A 20,804-nucleotide genomic window follows, 5' to 3' on the forward strand; every position below is an offset into this window, starting at 1 on the left:
TCAAACTTTTGTTGCGCCGCACAACCCGAATTATATGGAGGAGAAACCGACAGTCAAGAAGTTTTTGCTGCACCGCAACAAATGCGACCGGAGAAGGTTTTTTAACCATACTCTTTGTCAGAGCAGGGGTTGCGGCGCGTACCCTGGGAGAGATAGCAGCAGAATTTGCTGTGCTGCCGCAGTCTTTTAGGCTGTGTCCAGAAGGGCAGGCGTTGGCGCGCAGTGCGCGCCGCGCAAGAGGGCTGGCTTCAGGGCTTACGCGCGGGCTGGGCGCTGCGCGGGGCGATGATGACCGTGACTCCGTCACTGCTCTTGCTGACACCGCTGCTGGGCTGGGCGCTTAGGGTGTAGAGCTCGGTGTAGCCGTTGTATTCGATGTAAGGGCCGCGGCTTTCATTGGGGCCGCTGCGAACCTGGGCCCGGACGAAGAGGCGGGCTGTGTCAGTGCGGCCATCGTATTCGATGCGCTCTGCTTCGCCCTCAATGTATTCGTCGCGTCCTTCTCGTTTCTGGCGAAAGCGAGCGAGGCCATCCTTGCCACCGGTAGCGACGCCTTTCTGAAAGCCTTCTGCGTCCTGACTCACAACAAGCTTGTCGGTTGTGATTTCCAGAGTGCCTTGGACGAGGCGAACGTTCTCCTCAAAGATCTGCACCTTGTTGCGGTCGTCCGCACTGGCTTTGCTGGCCTTGATGGTGACCGGTTTTTCGCGGTCGGCCTTTTCGGCAAGGGCGATGCCCGGTAGCGCGGCAAGGCAGAGGGCAAGAGCGGTGATGCGGAGGCTGATGGGCATGGGGCGCTCGCAGGCTTCAGTGAGTAGTGGATTTCGGCGGGAGGGTGGCCTGAACGCTGGAGTGCAGGTTGAGCATCCCGGTCAGGTTGTTCCAGTCAGCGCCCACGGCTTCTACACGATTTTTGCCGTGGGTGAAGAGCACGGGTTGCGGCGTGCGGGCAATTTCATCATCGACCCAGACCGTGAGTTCGTCAGTGTCGAGGGTTTGTGCGGCCGAATCTGCCGTGGCGGGGCGTTCGCCTCGCACTTTGCCGAACAGCAGCACGGTGCGCTGGCGATTGTCGGCATGCGCCTGTTCACTGCGGAATTCCATGTTGCGGGATTCGTGCAGGAAGGTGATGTGCGGGGTTTCTATGTCGGCGGTGTCATCGTCCGGGTAGTGGGTGAGCTTCTTTGCCGTCAGGCGAGAACTCAGCTTGCCGTTGATGTCGAAGCGATCAACCTGGAAGTTGTTCACGATCGCATCAGGGTCGTGCCGGCCCTTGCCGAGACCGCTCTGACTCTCGTTGCGCACGACGTATTCGAGCCAGAAGCTGGCCGCGGCCAGCAGGGCGACAATGATTAGCGGGAATAACGATGAGATGCGTTTCATGTTTGCAGGTACTGGCGCAGCATGGGCTCGAGCTTGCCCTGGGCCGACAGGATGAAATCGCATACCTCGCGTACGGCGCCGCGTCCACCGCCCTTGGTGGCGATGTAGTCGACATGTTCGCGCACGAATTCGTGGCCGTCAGCCACCGTGGCAGAAAAGCCGCAAGCCCTCAGGATTGGCAGGTCAACCACGTCGTCGCCCATGTAGCCGGTGTGCTCGGAGGCCATATCAAGCGAGGTGCGTAGCTCGCGCATGACAGCACGCTTGTCGTGCACTCCCTGGAACAGGTGACGGATGCCGAGGTTTTCGGCACGGCGTTCAACCATCGCGGACTTGCGTCCGGTGATGATGGCAACGATGACTCCGGCTTCCTGCAGCATCTTCAGGCCATGGCCGTCGAGACTGGAGAAGACCTTGATCTCGTCACCGTTCGGGGTGAAGTAGAGGTCTCCATTGGTCAGGACGCCGTCAACATCGAAGGCCATCAGGCGCAGGCGGCTGGCGTGTTCGGCAGAAAAATTGGCGGGCTGGCTCATCAGATGACCTTGGCGTTCATGAGGTCGAGCGTGTTGAAGGCGCCGACGAGTTGTTGCTTAGCATCGACGACCAGCACCTGGCTGATGCGGTGGCGATCCATCATTTCGGCGGCTTCCACGGCCAGTGCGTCGGGCCCGATGCCACGCGGATTGCGATGCATGACTTCGGTGATCTTAAGGCCTTTGATGTCCGTCCCGCGTTCGAGCAGACGGCGCAGGTCGCCATCGGTAAAGATGCCTATGGCCCGGCCTGCCGCATCTACGACGGCGGTCATGCCCAGGCCCTTGCGCGACATTTCCAGCAGTGCTTCGGCAAAGCTGGCTGATTCCGGAACCTGCGGGATGGCGTCGCCGCTGCGCATGATGTCGCGCACATGAGTCAGCAGACGGCGGCCCAACGCACCGCCCGGATGTGAGCGGGCGAAATCTTCGGGGCCGAAGCCGCGCGCTTCGAGGAGCGCCACGGCCAGCGCATCGCCCATGGCGAGGGTGGCGGTGGTGCTGGCGGTGGGGGCGAGGTTCAACGGGCAGGCCTCTTCGGCCACGCCGGTATCCAGATGAGCGTCGGCGAGGCGGGCGAGCGGAGAGTCCGGTTTCCCTGTCATGGCGATCAGGCCTGCGCCCATGCGCTTGACCAAGGGCACGATGACCAGCAGTTCTTCAGCCGTGCCGGAATTGGAGATGGCGATCAGCACGTCATGCGGCTGGATCATGCCCAGGTCGCCATGCGAGGCTTCGCCTGGATGCACGAAGAAGGAGGGCGTGCCGGTACTGGCCAGCGTGGCGGCGATCTTGCGGCCGATGTGCCCGGACTTGCCCATGCCGCTCACCACCACGCGTCCGCGCGAGGCCAGGATCAGATTGGTGGCGCGCACGAAATCGTCACCGAGACGTGTTTCGAGTGCGCTGACGGCAGCGGCCTCGATGGCGAGCACGCGACGCGCAGTGGCAAGTGCTTTCACCGGGTCGGCGGCGTTGTTCGTCGGGGCAGTTGGGGTCATGGCTGGGCTGCGGTTAAACTGAGCGGCGAGTATAACAAAGCCGCTCATCGCCCCGCTTGCCCGGCCGGGTGCCGGCATAGCCTCTTTTTTCCAGACATGCACGGTGCCCTCACTCTTGTTTTGACCTTGCTGGCCGTCACCGTGTGTGCGGTGGCGGTTTTTCGTGCCTTCAACCTGCCTGCCGTGCTGGCCTACCTCGCGGTGGGGGCGGCGCTTGGGCCACATGCCGCCGGGCTGGTGCCGGATAACGCCCAGGCTCGCTACCTTGCCGAGTTTGGCGTGGTCTTCCTGATGTTCTCGATCGGCCTTGAGTTTTCCTTGCCGCGCCTGTTTGCCATGAAGCGCATCGTGCTCGGACTGGGCGGTTTGCAAGTGCTGGGCAGCATGCTGCTTTTCGGCTTGCTGTGCTGGCTGCTGGGGCAGAGTCTGACCGCCAGCTTCGCGGTGGCCAGCGTGATCACCATGTCGTCCACCGCGATGCTCTCCAAGCTCCTGGTTGATCGCATGGAGCTGGAAACGCCGCACGGCCGCCAGGTGATCGGCGTACTGCTGTTTCAGGACTTGGCGGTGGTGCCCCTGCTGATTCTGATTCCGGCACTGGCGCAACCGGGCGAGGCGCTGGGCTACACCTTGTTCATGGCCGCGCTGAAGGCGGTGGCGGTGCTGGCCTTGATCCTGTATTTCGGTCAGCGCCTGATGAAACGCTGGTTCACCATCGTCGCGCGGCGCAAGTCTTCCGAGCTGTTCATGCTCAATGTGCTGTTCATCACCCTTGGGCTTTCCTGGGTGACCGAGATGGCAGGACTGTCACTGGCGCTGGGGGCATTCCTGGCCGGCATGCTGATTTCGGAAACCGAGTTTCGCATCCAGGTGGAAGAGGACATCAAGCCCTTCCGCGACATGCTGCTGGGGCTGTTCATGATCACCGTGGGCATGTTCCTGGACGTGCATGTGATTGTCAGCAATCTGCAATGGGTGTTGCTGATCCTGCTTGGCTTGCTGCTTCTGAAGTTTGCAGTGGTGGCTGGCGCGTCACGCTGGCTGGAGGGGCAGGACGGAACGGCCGTGAGGGCCGGTTTGTGGCTGTGCGCCGGGGGCGAATTCGGTTTTGTGCTGCTGACGCTGGCGGCCGATGTGGAAGCTGTGCCGCACGACGTGCTGCAACTGGTGATGGCGGCGCTGGTACTCTCGCTCCTGATCGCGCCGATCATCGTCCAGTACAGCGACAAGATCGTGCTGCGCTTCGTGGCCTCGGAATGGATGCTGCGTTCGATGGAGCTGACCCGTGTGGCGGCGAAGTCGATCGCGACGGACAAGCACGTGATCATCTGCGGCTACGGCCGCACCGGGCAGTATCTGGCGCGCCTGCTGGAGCAGGAAGGGATTGGTTATGTTGCCCTGGATCTGGACCCGGATCGCATCCAGGAAGCGGCGGCGGCGGGAGATCCAGTGGTGTTCGGTGATTCCTCGCGCCACGAAACCCTGGTTGCAGCCGGCCTGATGCGGGCCAGCGCTGTGGTGATTGCCTATAACGATGAGCATGCGACAACCAAGGTCTTGCATCACGTACTGGCTGCACGCCCTGGTCTGCCAGTGATAGCCCGCTCGCAGGATGAGCGCGACATGGAGCGCCTGATCCAGCGTGGTGCCGCTGAAGTGGTGCCGGAAATGCTGGAAACCAGCATCATGCTGGCCACTCATACCCTGACCCTGATCGGCACGCCGATCGCGCGCGTGATCCGGCGCATGCGCCAGATCCGCACTCAGCGCTACAGCCTCATGAAAGGGTTCTTTCTGGGCGCTTCGGATATGGATGAGGGTAATGATGCACAGGAGGCGCGCCTGCATTCAGTATCCCTGCCGCCGGGCGCGTATGGCGTAAGCCGGCGCCTAGGCGATCTCGTGCTGGATGTTTGCCCGGCAAAGGTTGCTGCGGTGCGCCGGCGTGGTGTGCGCAGCCTCGATCCGGCGGCCGACATGCTGCTGGAGGCGGGGGATGTGGTGGTCTTGCTGGGCCTGCCCGGCGGGCTGGCGGCGGCAGAGGCAAAGCTGCTCAAGGGGAGTTGAGGCCGGCGAGTTGCAAGGAGCAGGTTTTACGTTGCAAGAGACGCCGGCTTCTGCCGGCGTTTTTGCGAGCAGGGTATGCAGAAATGAAAAGCCCCGCGTGGGGCGGGGCGAGTGATGGAGCGGTGCTGGAGTCAGAAGCTGGCACAGACTACGTAGAGGGTGTTTTCGTCGACGGCGGAGGCTGAAGCTACGGGTGTCGCCCCTGTTGTTCCAGATGTCGAGGCCGTGGCTCCGATTTGGACCGAGCCGGCATTTGGCGTTCCGTCGTCCATGGTGGTGTCAACCTGCAGCGCGATACGTCCGGAGACGTTGCTTTGGCACACAAAAATCCGGCCACGCATGTTGGTATAGGGCACTGCGCTCTGGATGCCAATGCGCCCGCCTTCCGTGTTCTGTGGCTCCCAGGTGCCCGAAGATGGCGCCGCTGACGAGCCAGAGGTCAGGTTTGCCAGGCGCAGCTGCTGCCACGCATATGCAGATTCATGCGTGAAGCTTGTTGTGTCCGCGGTGGCGACGACTGAGTTCCAAGCGCCTTCAATCATGCCGTCTCCGTCTCCGTTGACTGTCGTGCTGCCCACGTGTGTTGTTGCTGCTTTGTCATCCCCTGGCAGCGCTCGAAAACGGTCTTGATACGCCGCGATCATGGTGGCGGTATTGCGGAAGTCGCTGATGACCGCCTTGGCCTTGGCACTATTGATGAGCTCCTGCCCCTTCAGTACGCCGCCTAGCAGCAGGCCGATGATGACCAGCACGATGGCGATTTCGACGAGGGTGAAGCCGGACTGTTGGCGTTTCATGGTGTGTCCCCACTGGGAGTGATGTTCCTGCCCGCCCTTGAGCAATAATGGTGCCTGCTGTCCGGGATCATTTTCGGGGTGTTGTGGGCGCTGTAGTGGTTGTTTTCTCGACGCTTGCGTCAGGATTCTGACGGTATTGGCGGGATCTCGGCAATCTGTTGTTCATTCATTTATGAAAGGGAATACCGCATGCCGGATCTGGGGCGTCGCACGGAGCGCTGGCTGATGTATGCCGGGCCGCTGGTGTTACTGCTGGCCCTGGCCTTGTTGCATGTGGCCTTGTTGCAGGGCGCGCTGTCGCCGGCGGGAAAGGCCTTGCTGCTGGGGCACTTCGGTCTGGTGCTGCTGTGGCAGCCGCTGGTGAGCGGCGGGCGTCGGCTGTCTTGGGCGGGCATGCTGCTGTTTGGGCTGGCACTGGCCGGGATCGGCCTGTGGCTCTCCTGGGGACTGCTCCTATTGTGGGGCTTGATGCTGGCAGGGGTGATCGGGGGCAAGGTGTTCTGCCATCCGGCACCACGCGAGCGTGGCTTCTATTGGTTGCTGGTGGTGTATCTGGTGGTCGCTCTGAATGGCCGGGTGATGCCCGAGTTGTTGGAGGGTTTGGCCGAGGTGCCGGCGGTGCTGCCCTTGTTTGCGAACTGGTTTGCGCTGCCGGTCTTGCTGGGGGCGGCTGTGCTGGGTTTGCCGTGCGGCGGGGCGCAGGCGGCGGATGCGCTGGATGTGGTGGGGAGCTTGATTTTTGCCCTGGTACTGGGGGGCGTGGCATTGGGGGCGCTGGCCTTCATGTTCGTGGCGCGTAGCGATTATGTGTGGGCCTTGCTGCAGGCGCTGGGTTCGGTTGCGGGGGCTTTGCTGTTGATGGCGCTGGTGTGGTCTCCGCGCAAGGGTTTCGCGGGGCTGGGGCTGGCGATTTCGCGGCGAGTGTTGTCGGGCGGGCAGCCATTTGCGCACTGGCTCGATGAGGTCGCGGAGCTGGCCTTGCACGAGGCTTCACCTGAGGCGCTGGTGCGGGCGGCGATGGAGCGCTTGGCAGGGTGGCCTGGTGTGCAGGGGGTGTTCTGGCGCTGTGCTGAAACGGAGGCGATGACGCATCTCGGGAAGACGAGCCGGCATGTGCTGCAGTTGCGTCACGGAACTCTGGAGGTGGCGGTGTATGGGCAGCAGGCGTTTGCGCCGACTCCCGCCTGGCATCTGGATCTGATGCTGCGTATCCTGGCCGAGTTTCATGCCGCGCGCTTGCAGGCGCAGCGGCTGCAGGCGCTGTCCTTTCTGCGAGCAGTGCATGAAACCGGCGCGCGCAGCACGCATGAGCTGAAGAATCTGCTGCAGTCGCTCGACGCGCTGTGTTTTGCGGTGCTGGACGATGGCGGGCGCAACCCGGCAGGGGTGCAGGCCTTGCTGCAGGGGCAGCTGCCGGAGATTCGCCGGCGTCTGGACGAAACCTTGCAGCGCATTCGCCGACCGCGTGAGGAGGACTTGCAGCCCCGCCCTGCTTTGGGGTGGTGGCAGGCCCTGCAGGCACGCCATGCGGAAGCTGTGCTGCGCTATCAGCAGGCGGGGCCGTTGGCGGCTGCCGCCTTGCCGGCAGCGCTCTTCGATTGTGTGGCCGATAACCTGCTGCGTAATGCCCTGGAGAAGTCGGGGGCGCCTGCGGTACAGGTGCGGCTGGTGGCGGGCGAGCAGGGCTGCTCCCTGAGTGTGGAGGATGATGGGGCGGCAATTGAGACGGAGCGGGCCGCGAGCCTGCTGCTACGCCCGCTGGCGTCGGATACCGGGCTCGGTATCGGTTTGTATCAGGCCGGGCGTCTGGCCGAGTCGGCTGGTTATGTGCTGCGTCTGGAGGAGAACCGGGCCGGCTGTGTGCGCTTCTGCCTGAGCCCGCGTGGCTGAGCGGCCTGGCGCCGGAGCTTCATGCCTGCGCGAGAAAGGCCTGTAAGGCGGCACTGAAGCGTGTGGCTTCGGCCTCGAGGGCGGGCAGGGCTGCGAGCGCATCTGTTGCGCGCTCTTCTTTGCATGCCAGTTCGAGCTCACGGGCGAGGGCGGTCAGGGCGAGGCCGGAGGTGTTGGCTGCCGCGCCTTTGAGGGAGTGGGCGTGGCGGCGAGCGTCATTGAGCTGCCCTTCGGCCAGGGCGCGCTTGAAGGCTTCGATCAGGCTGGCGTAATCCTCGATGAAGGCCTGGGCGGCGATGCTGGCAATCGTGTGGTCGTTGCCAAGGCGGCGTAGCAGATCGGTGGCGTCGAAGCAGGCAAGCGTCGGCGTGGCCTCAGGCGCGGGCGGGCCAGGGGGGGGGGCGGTAGTCGTTGCGGGCGCTTCTGTGGGCAGCCATTTCTTGAGCATGTCGACCAGCTTTGCGTAATCAAGCGGTTTGGCGATGAAGTCAGACATCCCCGCTTCGATGCATTGCAGCTGGTCTTCCGAAAACGCGCCGGCGGTGGTGGCGATGATGGGAACCGGGGCGAGGCCTTGGTTCTGCTCATAGGCCCGGATCTGACGCGCGGCTTCGAAGCCGTCCATCACCGGCATCTGGCAGTCCATCAGGATGAGATCGAAAGCTTGGCCGCCGCAGGCCATGTCGCAGGCTTCGCGGCCGTTGCCGGCGTGCTCGGGCACCACGCCCAGGGTGGCCAGCATGGCGGTGACGACCTTCAGGTTGGTCGAGTTATCTTCCACCACAAGTACGCGTCGGTCGTCCATACGTGACTCGAGAGGCTCCGGGCCGGTTTGGCCGGGAGGTGTTTCGCGTGAAGTCCGGCGCCTTTCATCGGCCTCGCGCTGCAGGCTGACCTGAACTCGGAACCAGAAAGTGGAGCCTTGCCCCTCCGTGCTTTCAACCCCGACTTCGCCCTGCATTAATTCGGCCAGACTGCGTACGATGGAGAGCCCGAGGCCGGTGCCGCCGTACTTGCGTGTGTCGGAGTCATCCACCTGCGAGAAGGGTTTGAAGAGCAGGGCGAGTTTTTCCTGGGGGATGCCGATGCCGCTGTCCCTGACCGAAAAACGCAGCATGGCGGAACCCTTGTCTCGGCTGAGCTCTTCGGCGTACACCATGATCTGGCCTTGAGCGGTGAATTTGAGCGCGTTGCCGAGCAGATTGGAGAGCATCTGGCGAAGCCGGATCGGGTCTCCCCGGTAATGTTGCTTGGCGTCTCCCCGCCATTCGGCAATCAATTTCAGGCCCTTTTGAGAGGCGGATTCGGCAAACAGGGCGCGGATTTCGTCGAGCACCTGGGCGGCTGAAAAGCCGCTGCTGGCGAGTTCCAGCTTGCCGGCCTCTACCTTGGAGAGGTCCAGGATGTCATTGAGCAGTGCTAGCAGGGTCTGGCCGGAGTTGTAGAGCGTGCGGGCGAAATTGCGCTGTTCGGTCTCCGTCAGGCCGGGCTGTAGCAGCATCTGGGCCATACCGAGAATGCCATTAAGCGGGGTGCGGATTTCGTGACTCATGGTGGCGAGAAAACGGCTCTTGGCCAAGCTGGCAGCTTCGGCGCTGCGCTTGGCGTCAAGCAGCGCTGCCTCGGCGAGCTTGCGTTCGGTAATGTCCTGATGCGTACCGGATATGAGCAATGGCTGGCCGTCTTCCCGCCACTGGCTGACGCTGCCGCATGCCAGCACCCAGACCCAGTATCCGGCCTTATGCTGCATGCGGATTTCCGCTTCGTAATAGTCGGCCTCGTGCCTGAAATGGCGTTCAAGTTGCTGGCCGGCCAGCCGCAGATCGTCCGGATGAACGAGGCGCCGCCAGGTATTGATGTCGACGGGAGCGAGTTCGTCCAGCGTATAGCCCGCGATCTCGGCCCAACGGTCGTTGAAAAGAGCTTCGCCGGTCTGCACCGACCATTCCCAGGTGCCGGCATGGGTGCCACGGATGATGTCGGCCAAGCGCCGACGTTCGCGCGCGAGCTCGCGGGCCTGGTTGTGGGCAGCCGTCACGTCCTGCTTGATGGCCACGAAATGGCTGATCTGGCCCTCTTCGTCCCAGACCGGGGCAATGGTCTGCTCTTCGGTGTACAGCGAGCCGTCCTTGCGCCGGTTGATCAGCTCTCCGCTCCATATCTTGCCGGCAAGCAGGGTCTCCCACATCGCCGTGAAAAACTCCGGCGGGTGCTCGCTGGAGCCGATCAGGTAGCCGGGTTTGCGGCCGATCGCTTCTTCCGGGGCGTAGCCGGTTATGCGGGTGAACGCACGGTTGACCCGCTCGATGATGCCTTCGCGATTGGTGATCACAATGGCATTCGCGGCTGAATCCACGGCCATGCTTTGCAGGCGGATCAAGGCTTCGTTGCGCTTGCGCTCGGTGATGTCGGCGATTACCGAATAGAGCATGCAATGCCCATCCACCATGACCGGCGTGCTGTGCACTTCGACCTGGCGGATCTCTCCGCTGGCTAGGCGGTGCGGAACCTGGAACAGGTTGCGCTTGCCCTTGGCCACCTCCTGCATGGCACGCTGAACCTCTTGCGCGGGCAGGGCGTTGATGTCCGCGATATGCATGCGGCGCAGGGCCTCCCGGCTGCTGCCATAGAAGCTGGCCGCCTGCAGATTGGCATCCACGATCCGACCGGACTCCAGATCGGTCACCAGCATGGGAATGCGCAATTGCTCGAACACCGCCCGGTGCAGCTCTTCGCTGCGCCCGAGATGATGCAGGGCGTCCTGCAGGGCTTGGGTGCGCAACAGCACCTCCAGTTCGACCTTGTTCTTGCGTTGCAGCAGGCTGCTGACCAGTGCGCTGCCAAGCAGGCTCAGGAGCAGTCCGCCAAGCAGCACGAATGCAGAGAAAGACCGTGGCGTGGCGTCCATATACTCCGGGGTGGGGACCACCAGCAATTCGAACTCATGGCCGGCCAGGGTCAGCAGACGCTGTGCACGCAGCGGGCTCTGCTGAATCCATTGCGAGTCATGATTGGGGTCCTGTCCTTTGGTGTGGGCATGGTGCTGATAGAGCAGCCCGGCCTCGCCAGCGAGCAGGCTGTCAGAGAGCAGCACGTCGGCCCCAGGCGGAAGGGTTGCCAGAGTGCCACTGACCAGATCCTCGACCCGGATCACCGCCTGCACGATGCCCTGGAAGTGCAGCTGGCGCGATTCGATACTCTGGGTCGAGAAACCGGGTTCGAAGCAAGGGGCCATCAGCAGTAGTCCCTTGCCGCCCTGTACCAGCTCGATCGGGGCTGAAACCACGATCTCCCCTTCATCGCGGGCGCGTTCCAGGGTGGCCCGGCGATTGAGCTCGGAGGCCAGATCCAGCCCCAGCGCGGCGCTGTTGCCTGCCATGGGGACGATCAGGAAGGTCGGGAAATATTCGGCGCGCGGGCCGGCGTCGCCAATCGAACTGCCCTGGAACTCGCGGATGGCATAGCCCTTGAGGCCTGCACTGCGCGCGCTGGCTTCGAAGGCGGTGCGGCTGGCGCCACTGATCCGGGGCGCCCACTGAAATGCGGCGATGCGGTGATCAAGAGGGCCGCGCTCAACGAAGCGCTTAAAGCTCTCCGGACTGAAGCTGCCCGCTGCAGCGTGAAACTGCTGCAAGGCCTGCACTCTGCTCAGCACAGCATCGACGCTGTGCTGCAGGGTGGCCGCGTATTGCTCGGCCAGGCGCTGGAAGTCTGCTTCCTGGCGGGCAGACTCCATCGTGCGCAGACCTTGCCAGGCCCAGATGCTGAGGGCAGCGGCGACCATGAAGCTTGCAAGCGGGATCAGCAGTCGCGCGGGAGGCAGCTTGGGCATGGCGGGGCGAGTGCAAAGGGCCGCGGGTGGCGGCAATGCAAGGCTTAACGGCGGGTGCGACGGCTTCTTGATCGGCTGTGGGCTGACGGTAGCGCAGAAAAAAGGCCCCGCCGCTTGCGCGGCAGGGCCTTTGTCCTTTCGGGCAGGTCTTAACCCAGGCGGGCGAGCTGCTCCTTGAGCTTCACCAGCGTGGCGCTCATGTCGGCGAGGCGCTTCTTCTCCTGCTCGACCACCGCAGCCGGTGCACGGGCGACAAAGCCTTCGTTGCCGAGCTTCACTTCGAGCTTGCCGACCTCAGCCTCGATCTTGGCGACTTCCTTGCCGATGCGCGCGCGCTCGGCATCCACGTCGATCTCGATCTTGAGCATCAGGCGGAAATCGCCGACCACCTGCACCGGGGCCGGGGATTGCGGCAGCTCGGCGCCGACGGCAGTGACTTCCGACAGCTTGGCAATCGCAGCCAGATAGGGTGCGTAGGCCTTCACGGTGGCTTCGTCGCCGGCCACCAGCAGCGGCACGCGCTGGCCCGAGAGATTCATCTCGGCGCGCAGGCTGCGGCAGGCGTTGATCAGGGCCTTTAGCTCGGCGACCTTGGCTTCGCTGGCTTCGTCGATGCGCTCCGGTGCGCAGGTCGGGTAGCTCGCCGCGCCGATGAAGTCGCTGGTCTTACGGCCTGAAATGACGCTGACGGTTTGCCACAGCTCTTCGGTGATGAAGGGGATCAGCGGGTGAGCCAGGCGCAGGATGGTTTCGAGCACGCGCACCAGGGTGCGGCGGGTGCCGCGCTGGGTGGCTTCGTCGCCGGTCTGCAGCTGCACCTTGGCGAGCTCCAGATACCAGTCGCAGTACTCGTCCCATACCAGCTCGTAGATCGTGCGCGCGGCCATGTCGAGGCGGTAGTCGGCGAAGTTCTGCGCCATCTCGGCTTCGGCACGCTGCAGGCGGCTGGTCATCCAGCGGTCGGCAAACGAGAAGCGCAGGTAAGCCCCATCACATTCGCTGACTTTGTGGTTGTCCAGCCCGCAGTCCTTGCCTTCGCAGTTCATCAGCACGAAGCGGGTGGCGTTCCACAGCTTGTTGCAGAAGTTGCGATAGCCCTCGCAGCGCTGCATGTCGAACTTGATGTCGCGGCCCAGCGAGGCGAGCGAGGCGAAGGTGAAGCGCAGCGCGTCGGTGCCGAAGGCGGGAATGCCGTCCGGATATTCCTTGCGCGTCTTCTTCTCGATCTGCGCAGCCTGCTTGGGGTTCATCAGCCCCGTGGTGCGCTTGGCGACCAGATCTTCCAGACCGATGCCGTCGATGAGGTCGATCGGGTCGAGCACATTGCCCTTCGATTTGCTCATCTTCTGGCCTTCCGCGTCGCGGATCAGGCCGTGCACATAGACGTGCTTGAACGGAATTTTGTTGGTCAGGTGCTTGGTCATCATGATCATCCGGGCGACCCAGAAGAAGATGATGTCGAAGCCGGTGACCAGCACCGAAGACGGCAGGTAGAGGTCCATCGCCGGGTTGGATTTCTCCGGCCATTCCGGGGTCCAGTCCAGGGTGCTGAAAGGCCATAGGGCGGAGGAGTACCAGGTGTCGAGCACGTCGTTGTCGCGCGTCAGATCACCGCTGTAGCCATCCTTGGCGGCGAGTGCCTTGGCTTCGGCTTCGTCGTGGGCAACCCACACGCGGCCGTCCGTGCCATGCCATGCGGGAATCTGGTGGCCCCACCAGAGCTGGCGCGAGATGCACCAGTCCTGCAGGTTGCGCATCCACGAGTAATAGGTATTCACCCAGTTCTCGGGCACGAACTTCACTTCGCCGGACTCGACCACTTCCAGTGCCTTCTGCCCGATGCTCTTGCCATCGGGGCCGGGCTTGTTGACGGCGACGAACCACTGGTCGGTGAGCATCGGCTCGATGACCACGTTGGTGCGGTCGCCGCGCGGCACCTGTAGCTTGTGCGGCTTGATCTCACCGAGCAGGCCCAGCGTTTCGAAGTCGGCGACGATCTGCTTGCGCGCCTCGAAGCGGTCCAGCCCGTGGTACTTGGCCGGGGCGTTGTCGTTGATCTTTGCGTCCAGTGAGAGCACCGAGATCATCGGCAGGTGGTGACGTTGGCCGACGGCATAGTCGTTGAAGTCGTGCGCCGGCGTGACCTTCACGCAGCCGGTGCCGAATTCCTTGTCGACATAGTCATCCGCAATAATCGGAATCTCGCGCCAGTGGGCAGCGTCCAGCGCATCGCCCTGCATGGACGAAAGCGGCAGGCGGATCATCTTGCCGATGAGGTGCTTGTAGCGTTCGTCTTCCGGATGCACCATCACGGCGGTGTCGCCGAGCATGGTTTCCGGGCGGGTCGTGGCCACGGTCAGGTGGCCCGAGCCGTCGGCCAGCGGGTAATTCAGGTGCCACAGGAAGCCATCTTCCTCCTCGGAAACCACTTCGAGGTCAGACACTGCCGTGCCCAGCACCGGATCCCAGTTCACCAGGCGCTTGCCGCGGTAGATCAGGCCTTCGTTGTACAGGCGCACGAAGGTTTGGGTGACGGTCTTGGAGAGGCCCGAGTCCATCGTGAAGCGCTCGCGCGACCAGTCCGGCGAGGTGCCGAGGCGGCGCATCTGGCGCGTGATGGTGTTGCCGGAGTATTCCTTCCACTCCCACACCTTTTCGAGGAACTTCTCGCGGCCCAGATCGTGGCGGCTGATGCCCTGCGCATCGAGCTGGCGCTCCACCACGATCTGCGTGGCGATGCCGGCGTGGTCGGTGCCCGGCTGCCACAGCGTGTTGGCGCCGCTCATGCGGTGGTAGCGGGTCAGCGCATCCATGATGGTCTGGTTGAAACCATGGCCCATGTGCAGCGTGCCGGTCACGTTCGGCGGCGGCAGAAGAATGCAGAAAGACTGGTCGGCGGGCTTGCTGGTGTCGGTGCCGGCGGCGAAGTAGCCGGACTGCTCCCATTGTGGGTACCAGCGAGATTCGATATCGGCGGGTTCAAAGCTCTTGGCGAGTTCCATCGAGGAATACCTGGGGGAAATTCGGGGGAAGCCCGCGATTATACCGGCTCACGCTTTGAACTTTGGGGCCATGCGTGAGCCCTGTTGAAGCGCAGAGCCATCCATGCAGAAGCCGGCTGTGGTCTTTGCTTTCTGCGCTCCTGGCGAGCGGACTTCTTTCCGGATCTTCCGGTTCAGGCTTGCGGCAGCACCGGGCCGCCTTTCTCGATGGCCCGCTGGTAGGCCGGGCGGGCACGCACACGCTCTAGCCAGGCCTTGATGTGCGGCGCATGGCGGGCTGTCGTGCTGCGCGAGCTCAGGGCTTCGAGCGCAAAACACATCTGGAAGTCTGCGAGGCTGATGGCTTCGCCCGCGAACCAGGTGTGGCTGGCCAAGTGCTCATCAATGAAGGCGGTCGCACGCTCAAGGTTCGGTTCGATCAGTTTTTCAATTACCTTGTTGCATAGGCCACGCGCGATCGGGCGAACGAAGAAGGGCATGGGCTGGCGTGGGATGGTGGTGAACACCAGTTTCATGACCAGCCAGTTCATCAACGAGCCTTCGGCGTAATGCATCCAGAAGCGGCATTCCCGAGCGGTTGCGCTACCGCGTTTCGGCTCTAGCCCGGCAAGTTCGGCCTTTGCCTGCACGCCATGAACTTCAGCCAGGTACTCGAGGATAGCCCCGGACTCCGCTATGACCAGGTCGTCGTCCTGGATGACTGGCGATTTACCCAGCGGATGAATTTTGCGCAGTTCCGGCGGAGCGAGTCGAGTGGCCGGGTCGCGCGCATGAATGACCAGTTCGTAAGGCAATCCGAGCTCTTCCAGCAGCCACAGAACGCGTTGGGAGCGGGACATCTCAAGGTGATGGACTGTAATCATGGGGATGGTTCCGGACAGGAGGCAGACACAAAAAAGCCGGCATGCGCCGGCTTGTCTGCAATGCTTGATGGTGGAGGCGGGGGGAATCGAACCCCCGTCCGCAAGACTTCCACAACTGGATCTACATACTTAGCCGCTCTATTTTTGTTTAACCCTGCGCTTAGCCGACCGGCAGGCCGACGCAAGGCGAGTCACCTATGTTTTAGCTCCGCACCAAGTAACCCGATGCAGCACGAGTCTCTGTGAATGACGCTGCTGTAGGTTTTACCCCACCTGACCCAGAGACCAATCAGTGCAGCGGCTTAGGCCTTAAGCGGCCAGAGCGAATTGCTCGTCGTTGGCGAGTATAGATTTCCAGATGGATTTACGAGGTAACTGGGCCTCGGTATGCACCACATCGCTTCTTGACCCACGTCGAAGCCAGGTCGCCCCCGGTTCCGTAGCCGATGCCAACGCGCATCGGTAAAGCGGTTTCATTCTAGCGCGTTCGGCGCGCAGGGCAAAGCAAACTCGTTATTGCCCGGAATCGCCCTTCAGCGCACTTTCGAGCACTTTGGAGACTTGCTCGGAGAGCTCCGGCAGCAGGGTGGCGCGCATGTGTGCTGTGGTCTGCACGCGCAGGCGCTCGGAGAGACCCAGCAGTTCGCTGGCGATGATGGGGGGCAGCTCCTTGGCGAGCCACTGGTTCAGGCTCTGCGAGATCTGCGCATCGAGCTCGATGAGGCGCTCGCTCATGGCCGCGGCAGCGCCTTGTACGGCCTCCTGCCGGGCGGCCTGCAGGGCTGGCCATTGATTGATCTCAGCCTCTTCGCGGCCTTGGCGGATGGCGGCCTGCACGGCATGCTGCTGCATCTGACGCGCTTCGTGTAGGGTCTCGGCGCGCGCCTTGGCGACGGCCTCCTGAATGGCGTGTTGCTGTTCGACGCGCATTTCTTCGCGGACGCGTTCGACAGCTTCATCCACCGCGCGCTCGATGACTTCATCCGGTGGCAGCGGGCTCATGGGCTGGAATTGGCCGCTGGGTGTGTAGTCGTCGAGATCCAGATTCAGAGAAAAGGCTTCCTGCACGCGTGGCGGTACCGCAGGCGCGGTTTCGCTGACGGGTAGGGCTAGTGCGTCGGTGAGTTCAGGCAGCTCTTCTTCGACAACCTCGGTGAGCATTGGGAGTTCTTCTGCGTCCGGGCTTACGCCGCTGGTGCGGTTGCGGCGGATCAGGGCATCGGCCTTGCCTAGCAGGGCGCGATCCAGGGGGAGGTCATCGGCACTGGAGCTGTTCATGAATTTCCCTTGGACAGATCGAAGGCCTGCACCGGATGGGACTGCTGTTTGTAGAAGCGCCAGCGCTCGCGAGCGGTGACGCGACTGGCTTCGTCGGTGCCGACGATCTCGACAAGCTGGGCGTAGCGGGTATAGCCCTCCGGCAGATCGTCGGCAAGGTTCAGCAGCAGATCGTCATGGACTAGTTCTTCTGCCCTTCGTGCGATGAGGACCGGGGTGCGGGCCGCGAGCGGGGAGCTGGTTACAACGTGTGGAACGAAGGATAGCGGCTGCCGTGTCCACAGCAGGTTGTCGTAGCGCTGGGCAGTGCTGGCGTCCGGCGCGAAGACCACCACCTTGTGCCCGGCGCGTACGGCCTTGGTAGTGATGGCGCAGGCCGCCTCGAGGCGGTCCTGCGCATTGTGATAGAAGCGGACCTCGGTCACTGCCCGGCCCGTTGCAGCAGGAACTCGGCCAGCAGTGGCACCGGGCGGCCGGTCGCTCCCTTGTCTGCGCCGCTCTTCCAGGCGGTGCCGGCGATATCGAGGTGGGCCCACTTGTAGGCCTTGGTGAAACGCGACAGGAAGCAGGCGGCTGTGATGCTGCCGGCCGGTCGGCCGCCAATGTTTGCGATGTCGGCGAAGTTGCTTTTGAGTTGCTCCTGATATTCGTCGAAGAGCGGCAGCTGCCAGGCTCGGTCGCCTGCATTCTGGCCGGCGGCAAGTAGTTCAGCGGCGAGCGCGTCGTCATTGGCCAAGAGGCCGGAGGTGTGGTGGCCCAGGGCGATGATGCAGGCGCCGGTCAGGGTGGCGATATCCACCACGCAGGCGGGCTTGAACTGCTCGGCGTAGGTCAGCGCATCGCACAGGATCAGGCGGCCTTCTGCGTCCGTATTGAGGATCTCGATGGTCTGGCCAGACAGCGAGGTGACTACATCGCCCGGCTTGACGGCGGTGCCGCTGGGCAGGTTCTCGGTGGCTGGGATCAGGCCGACCAGGTTGATCGGCAGGCCCAGCTTGGCGACGGTGCGGAAGATCCCCAACACGGAGGCGGCGCCGCACATGTCGAACTTCATTTCGTCCATGCCTTCGCCCGGCTTCAGGGAGATGCCGCCGGAGTCGAAGGTGACGCCCTTGCCGACCAGTACGACCGGAGCCTCCTTGGCCTTGCCGCCCTTGTATTCGAGCACGATGAAGCGCGGCTCTTCGCGCGTACCCTGCGCCACGGACAGGAAGCTGCCCATGCCCAGCTCTTCAATGCCCTCGCGGTCGAAGACCTTGAGCTTGAGTTTGTATTCGCGAGCGAGGCTCTTGGCAGTGTCGGCCAGCGTGCTCGGAGTGCAGTAGTTGGCGGGCAGGTTGCCCAAATCGCGGGCCAGGGCCTGACCCGCAGCAATCGCTGCGCCTTGTTCGACGGCGCGCTTGGCGGCCGAGTCGCTCTTGCCCTGCAGGATGAAATCAAGCTTGGCGGGGCCGGCGGGCTTGTCTTCAGCCTTGGCCTTGATGGCTTCAAAACGGTAGGCGGTGTCGGCCAGCAGGGTCGTAGCGCTACGCAGGCTGGCGGGCAATTCGAGACCGGCGGCAACCAGATCGGTGGCCGCAAAGGCCGCGGATTTGGCCTTGCTGTTTGATAGCCACTTGCCGACGGCAAGCAACGCGGTGCGCAGGGTCTTGGCGTTCAGTTCGGCACGTTTGCCGAGGCTTACCACCAGTACGCGTTCGGCCGTGACGCCGGGCAGTGTGGGCAGGGCCAGCAGGCTGCCTGCCTTGTCGTCCAGGTCGCGCAGGCAAAGCTTGCCGAGCAGGCCCTGGCTGGCGGCGTCCGTGGCGGCGAACTGTGGGCCGGCTTCGCCATCGCTGCTGCGGGCAAGGATCAGGCAGTCGGTTTTGAGTTTCTCGGGGCTTGCTGCTTTTATGCTAAATTCCATGGCCTTTTCCTGATGTAGCGGCGGCGTGCGCCAATTGTCCGGACGCCTGATTATCCCCGCTGCAGCTTGATGCCGTCAAAGCGAGTACTCATTCCATCATGATTTTCCGCCGCGCAGCGATGCGCGAATTTGCAAGTACGGCGGCAGCGATCTTTGTTGCGCTGTTCTTCATTCTGGTTACGGTGATCCTTGTACGCCTGCTGTCGCAGGCGGCGGGCGGTCGTCTGCCGGCCGATGCGGTGCTGGCGCTGATCGGTTTCTCAACCCTCAATCACCTGCCGGTCACACTGGCGCTGTCGGTGTTTGTGGCGGTGCTGTTGTCGCTCTCGCGCAGCTATCGCGATTCGGAAATGGTGGTGTGGTTTTCCTCCGGGCTCTCGTTGACCGCCTGGTTGCGGCCGGTGCTGGCCTTCGTTATGCCGATCGTGGCGGTGATCGCGGCGCTTTCGTTATTTCTGTCGCCGTGGGCGCAGGGCAAGGCGCTTGAGTATCGCAAGCGCCTCGAGACGCGGGATGAAGTTTCGCGGGTGGCGCCCGGCGTGTTCCGTGAATCCGTTTCGGCGCAGCGGGTGTTCTTTGTGGAATCGGTGGATCGCGAGGCTGGCAAGGTTCGCAATGTGTTCATCAATTCGTCTAAGGATGGTCGCCAGGATCTGACGGTGGCGGCTGAAGGGCTGGTCGAGTCGGCCTCCAATGGCGATCGTTTTGTGGTGCTTTTCAACGGTCATCGTTACGAAGGCGAGCCTGGTTCGGCCGAGTACCGCGTGATGGCGTTCGAACGTTATGCGGTGCGGATCGAGCCGAAAGAAATCGGGGTGATCGAATTCACTCCGCGCACGCTGACCACGCTCAATCTTTTCCTGCTCCCCAGTAATGCCAACAAGGCCGAACTGGCCTGGCGTTTCGGGATTCCACTGGCGACCCTGTTGCTGGCTTTGCTGGCGATTCCGCTGTCTTTCGTAAACCCGCGTGCCGGGCGAGCCAATAGCCTGATCTTTGCAGTGCTGGCGTTTGCGGTCTATTTCAACCTGCTCGGGGTCAGCCAGGCCTGGATCGCCAAGGGCAAGCTGGATGTTCTGGCCGGCATGGCCTGCGTGCATGGCGGCATGTTCCTGTTACTGGTGCTGCTGTTTGGCTGGCGTATGTTGCCTGACCTGAGGCGTTTCAAGCGATGAAGACTGCTCGCGGCTATTTGCGCCGGGAAATCATTTACTCCACCCTGCTGGTGCTGGGGGCCTTTCTGTGCCTGTTTGCCTTCTTCGACTTTCTGGCTGAGCTCGAGGATCTGGGCAAGGAGGGCTACCGTCTCAAGCACGCGGTGATCTTTGTGGCGCTGTCGATCCCGAGCCGGGCCTACGAGGTCATGCCGATCGCGGTGCTGATCGGCACGCTTTACGCGCTGACCCAGTTTGCCCGCAATTCTGAACTCACCGTCCTGCGTGCGGCCGGCGTGTCCACGCGGCAGTTGCTGGTCGCCTTGATGCGCATCGGTCTGTTTTTCGTGGTGCTGACCTTCGTGCTGGGTGAATACGTGGCACCTCCGCTCGAGCGGATTGGCCAGAAGTGGCGTTTGCGAACGACCAATGCCACCGTGCCGCAGGAGTTGCGCACAGGAATGTGGATGCGCGATGGTCGTTTGTTCGTGAACGTGCAGCGCGTCCTGCCGGATGCCTCGCTCGAGATGGTGAAGATCTACGAGTTCGATTCTGAGCATCGTCTGGCGACACTCAACGTTGCCAAGCGCGGGGTGTATTCCGTAGAGCAGGGTTGGCTGCTCAGTGACGTGGTGCAGACCCGCTTTCATGGCGACCGTACCGAGCTCTTGAATATCCCCTCTTTGCGTTGGGCTTCTGAACTTACGCCGGAGTTGATCAGTGTCGTGATGGTGACGCCAGAGCGCATGGCCCTGGCGAGTCTGTATCAGTACAAGCGCCATCTGGAAGCCAACTCACAGCGTACCGGGCGCTATGCCGTGGCGTTCTGGAAAAAGCTGGTCTACCCGCTGGTGACGCTGGTAATGATGGTCTTGGCACTCCCCTTCTGCCTGGGCAACCAGCGGTCGGTGAATGTGGGCGCGCGCGTGCTGACAGGCGTGATGCTGGGGATCGGTTTCTATCTGCTCAATGCCTTGTTTTCGAATCTGGGCGTGCTGAACGCCTGGCCGGCCTTGATGAGCGCCGCGCTGCCTAGCCTGTTGTTCTTTCTGCTGGCCGTTGGCCTGATGTGGAAAGTTGACCGGCGCTGAGCGC

Annotated in this window: 15 protein-coding genes and 1 other RNA gene; 4 read left to right on the top strand and 12 right to left on the bottom strand. The window is 62.9% G+C overall.

Annotated elements, in window-relative coordinates; translation table 11 throughout:
• Window positions 1-248 precede the first annotated feature (248 nt).
• The 4 genes from lptA to Q3Y64_RS13950 are packed head-to-tail and all read right to left on the bottom strand — an operon-like array spanning window position 249 to window position 2,920.
• Window positions 249-791, bottom strand: a complete 543-nt coding sequence (lptA, locus tag Q3Y64_RS13935) for a lipopolysaccharide transport periplasmic protein LptA (protein WP_101944363.1) — start codon at window positions 789-791, stop codon at window positions 249-251.
• Window positions 792-807: 16 nt separating this feature from the next.
• Complete coding sequence (gene lptC / locus Q3Y64_RS13940; protein WP_303562716.1) at window positions 808-1,383, bottom strand: LPS export ABC transporter periplasmic protein LptC; 576 nt, start codon at window positions 1,381-1,383, stop codon at window positions 808-810.
• Window positions 1,380-1,919 carry an HAD family hydrolase gene (locus Q3Y64_RS13945; protein WP_101944365.1) on the bottom strand — a complete coding sequence of 180 codons (540 nt, stop codon included), beginning with the start codon at window positions 1,917-1,919 and terminating at the stop codon, window positions 1,380-1,382. Before Q3Y64_RS13945 ends, lptC begins: the two co-directional genes overlap by 4 nt.
• A complete protein-coding gene (locus Q3Y64_RS13950; protein ID WP_303562719.1) occupies window positions 1,919-2,920 on the bottom strand; it encodes an SIS domain-containing protein in 1,002 nt (333 codons plus the stop codon). Before Q3Y64_RS13950 ends, Q3Y64_RS13945 begins: the two co-directional genes overlap by 1 nt.
• A 96-nt stretch (window positions 2,921-3,016) precedes the next feature.
• Between Q3Y64_RS13950 and Q3Y64_RS13955 the strand changes: the two genes are divergently transcribed.
• Complete coding sequence (locus Q3Y64_RS13955) at window positions 3,017-4,987, top strand: monovalent cation:proton antiporter family protein (RefSeq protein ID WP_101944366.1); 1,971 nt, start codon at window positions 3,017-3,019, stop codon at window positions 4,985-4,987.
• A 131-nt stretch (window positions 4,988-5,118) separates the two neighbouring features.
• Here the strand turns inward: Q3Y64_RS13955 and Q3Y64_RS13960 are convergent, their stop codons facing one another.
• On the bottom strand, window positions 5,119-5,784 hold the full coding sequence (locus Q3Y64_RS13960) for a prepilin-type N-terminal cleavage/methylation domain-containing protein (protein WP_303562722.1): 666 nt from the start codon (window positions 5,782-5,784) through the stop codon (window positions 5,119-5,121).
• Window positions 5,785-5,973: 189 nt separating this feature from the next.
• Here Q3Y64_RS13960 and Q3Y64_RS13965 point away from each other — a divergent pair, with 189 nt between their 5' ends.
• Complete coding sequence (locus tag Q3Y64_RS13965; protein WP_303562724.1) at window positions 5,974-7,674, top strand: ATP-binding protein; 1,701 nt, start codon at window positions 5,974-5,976, stop codon at window positions 7,672-7,674.
• A 19-nt stretch (window positions 7,675-7,693) separates the two neighbouring features.
• Here Q3Y64_RS13965 and Q3Y64_RS13970 read toward each other — a convergent pair whose 3' ends face one another.
• The 7 genes from Q3Y64_RS13970 to Q3Y64_RS14000 all read right to left on the bottom strand — a co-directional run bounded on the left by Q3Y64_RS13970 (window position 7,694) and on the right by Q3Y64_RS14000 (window position 18,555).
• Window positions 7,694-11,506: a PAS domain S-box protein gene (locus tag Q3Y64_RS13970; RefSeq protein WP_303562726.1), complete on the bottom strand. Its 3,813-nt coding sequence runs from the start codon at window positions 11,504-11,506 to the stop codon at window positions 7,694-7,696.
• Window positions 11,507-11,655: 149 nt separating this feature from the next.
• Complete coding sequence (locus Q3Y64_RS13975; RefSeq protein WP_303562729.1) at window positions 11,656-14,508, bottom strand: valine--tRNA ligase; 2,853 nt, start codon at window positions 14,506-14,508, stop codon at window positions 11,656-11,658.
• A gap of 173 nt (window positions 14,509-14,681) precedes the next feature.
• Window positions 14,682-15,371: a glutathione S-transferase family protein gene (locus tag Q3Y64_RS13980; RefSeq protein WP_303562730.1), complete on the bottom strand. Its 690-nt coding sequence runs from the start codon at window positions 15,369-15,371 to the stop codon at window positions 14,682-14,684.
• A gap of 68 nt (window positions 15,372-15,439) precedes the next feature.
• Window positions 15,440-15,804: a transfer-messenger RNA gene (gene ssrA / locus Q3Y64_RS13985) on the bottom strand.
• An 80-nt stretch (window positions 15,805-15,884) separates the two neighbouring features.
• Window positions 15,885-16,649, bottom strand: a complete 765-nt coding sequence (locus tag Q3Y64_RS13990; RefSeq protein ID WP_101944387.1) for a hypothetical protein — start codon at window positions 16,647-16,649, stop codon at window positions 15,885-15,887.
• Window positions 16,646-17,074 (bottom strand): DNA polymerase III subunit chi, encoded by a 429-nt coding sequence (locus tag Q3Y64_RS13995; RefSeq protein ID WP_101944388.1) that lies wholly within the window; start codon window positions 17,072-17,074, stop codon window positions 16,646-16,648. The genes Q3Y64_RS13990 and Q3Y64_RS13995 overlap by 4 nt, the downstream gene beginning before the upstream one ends.
• The gene (locus tag Q3Y64_RS14000; RefSeq protein WP_303562733.1) at window positions 17,071-18,555 is read right to left on the bottom strand and encodes a leucyl aminopeptidase; all 1,485 of its coding nucleotides are present in this window, start codon (window positions 18,553-18,555) and stop codon (window positions 17,071-17,073) included. Before Q3Y64_RS14000 ends, Q3Y64_RS13995 begins: the two co-directional genes overlap by 4 nt.
• A 98-nt stretch (window positions 18,556-18,653) precedes the next feature.
• Between Q3Y64_RS14000 and lptF the strand changes: the two genes are divergently transcribed.
• Both lptF and lptG read left to right on the top strand, forming a co-directional pair.
• Window positions 18,654-19,730: an LPS export ABC transporter permease LptF gene (gene lptF, locus Q3Y64_RS14005; protein ID WP_303562734.1), complete on the top strand. Its 1,077-nt coding sequence runs from the start codon at window positions 18,654-18,656 to the stop codon at window positions 19,728-19,730.
• Entirely contained in the window at window positions 19,727-20,800 is a 1,074-nt protein-coding gene (gene lptG, locus Q3Y64_RS14010) for an LPS export ABC transporter permease LptG (RefSeq protein ID WP_303562735.1), read from the top strand. The genes lptF and lptG overlap by 4 nt, the downstream gene beginning before the upstream one ends.
• Window positions 20,801-20,804: the final 4 nt, after the last annotated feature.

This window comes from Uliginosibacterium sp. 31-12 (genome assembly GCF_030548425.1).
Classification (GTDB): Bacteria; Pseudomonadota; Gammaproteobacteria; order Burkholderiales; family Rhodocyclaceae; genus Uliginosibacterium; species Uliginosibacterium aquaticum.

Bases quoted from the DNA above. Each gene is read 5' to 3' on its own strand.
- lptF (WP_303562734.1), top strand. From the start codon at position 18,654: ATGATTTTCCGCCGCGCAGCGATGCGCGAATTTGCAAGTACGGCGGCA.
- Q3Y64_RS13950 (WP_303562719.1), bottom strand. From the start codon at position 2,920: ATGACCCCAACTGCCCCGACGAACAACGCCGCCGACCCGGTGAAAGCA.
- Q3Y64_RS13945 (WP_101944365.1), bottom strand. From the start codon at position 1,919: ATGAGCCAGCCCGCCAATTTTTCTGCCGAACACGCCAGCCGCCTGCGC.
- Q3Y64_RS13980 (WP_303562730.1), bottom strand. From the start codon at position 15,371: ATGATTACAGTCCATCACCTTGAGATGTCCCGCTCCCAACGCGTTCTG.
- Q3Y64_RS13960 (WP_303562722.1), bottom strand. From the start codon at position 5,784: ATGAAACGCCAACAGTCCGGCTTCACCCTCGTCGAAATCGCCATCGTG.
- Q3Y64_RS14000 (WP_303562733.1), bottom strand. From the start codon at position 18,555: ATGGAATTTAGCATAAAAGCAGCAAGCCCCGAGAAACTCAAAACCGAC.
- Q3Y64_RS13965 (WP_303562724.1), top strand. From the start codon at position 5,974: ATGCCGGATCTGGGGCGTCGCACGGAGCGCTGGCTGATGTATGCCGGG.
- Q3Y64_RS13975 (WP_303562729.1), bottom strand. From the start codon at position 14,508: ATGGAACTCGCCAAGAGCTTTGAACCCGCCGATATCGAATCTCGCTGG.
- Q3Y64_RS13955 (WP_101944366.1), top strand. From the start codon at position 3,017: ATGCACGGTGCCCTCACTCTTGTTTTGACCTTGCTGGCCGTCACCGTG.
- lptC (WP_303562716.1), bottom strand. From the start codon at position 1,383: ATGAAACGCATCTCATCGTTATTCCCGCTAATCATTGTCGCCCTGCTG.
- Q3Y64_RS13990 (WP_101944387.1), bottom strand. From the start codon at position 16,649: ATGAACAGCTCCAGTGCCGATGACCTCCCCCTGGATCGCGCCCTGCTA.
- Q3Y64_RS13970 (WP_303562726.1), bottom strand. From the start codon at position 11,506: ATGCCCAAGCTGCCTCCCGCGCGACTGCTGATCCCGCTTGCAAGCTTC.
- lptG (WP_303562735.1), top strand. From the start codon at position 19,727: ATGAAGACTGCTCGCGGCTATTTGCGCCGGGAAATCATTTACTCCACC.
- lptA (WP_101944363.1), bottom strand. From the start codon at position 791: ATGCCCATCAGCCTCCGCATCACCGCTCTTGCCCTCTGCCTTGCCGCG.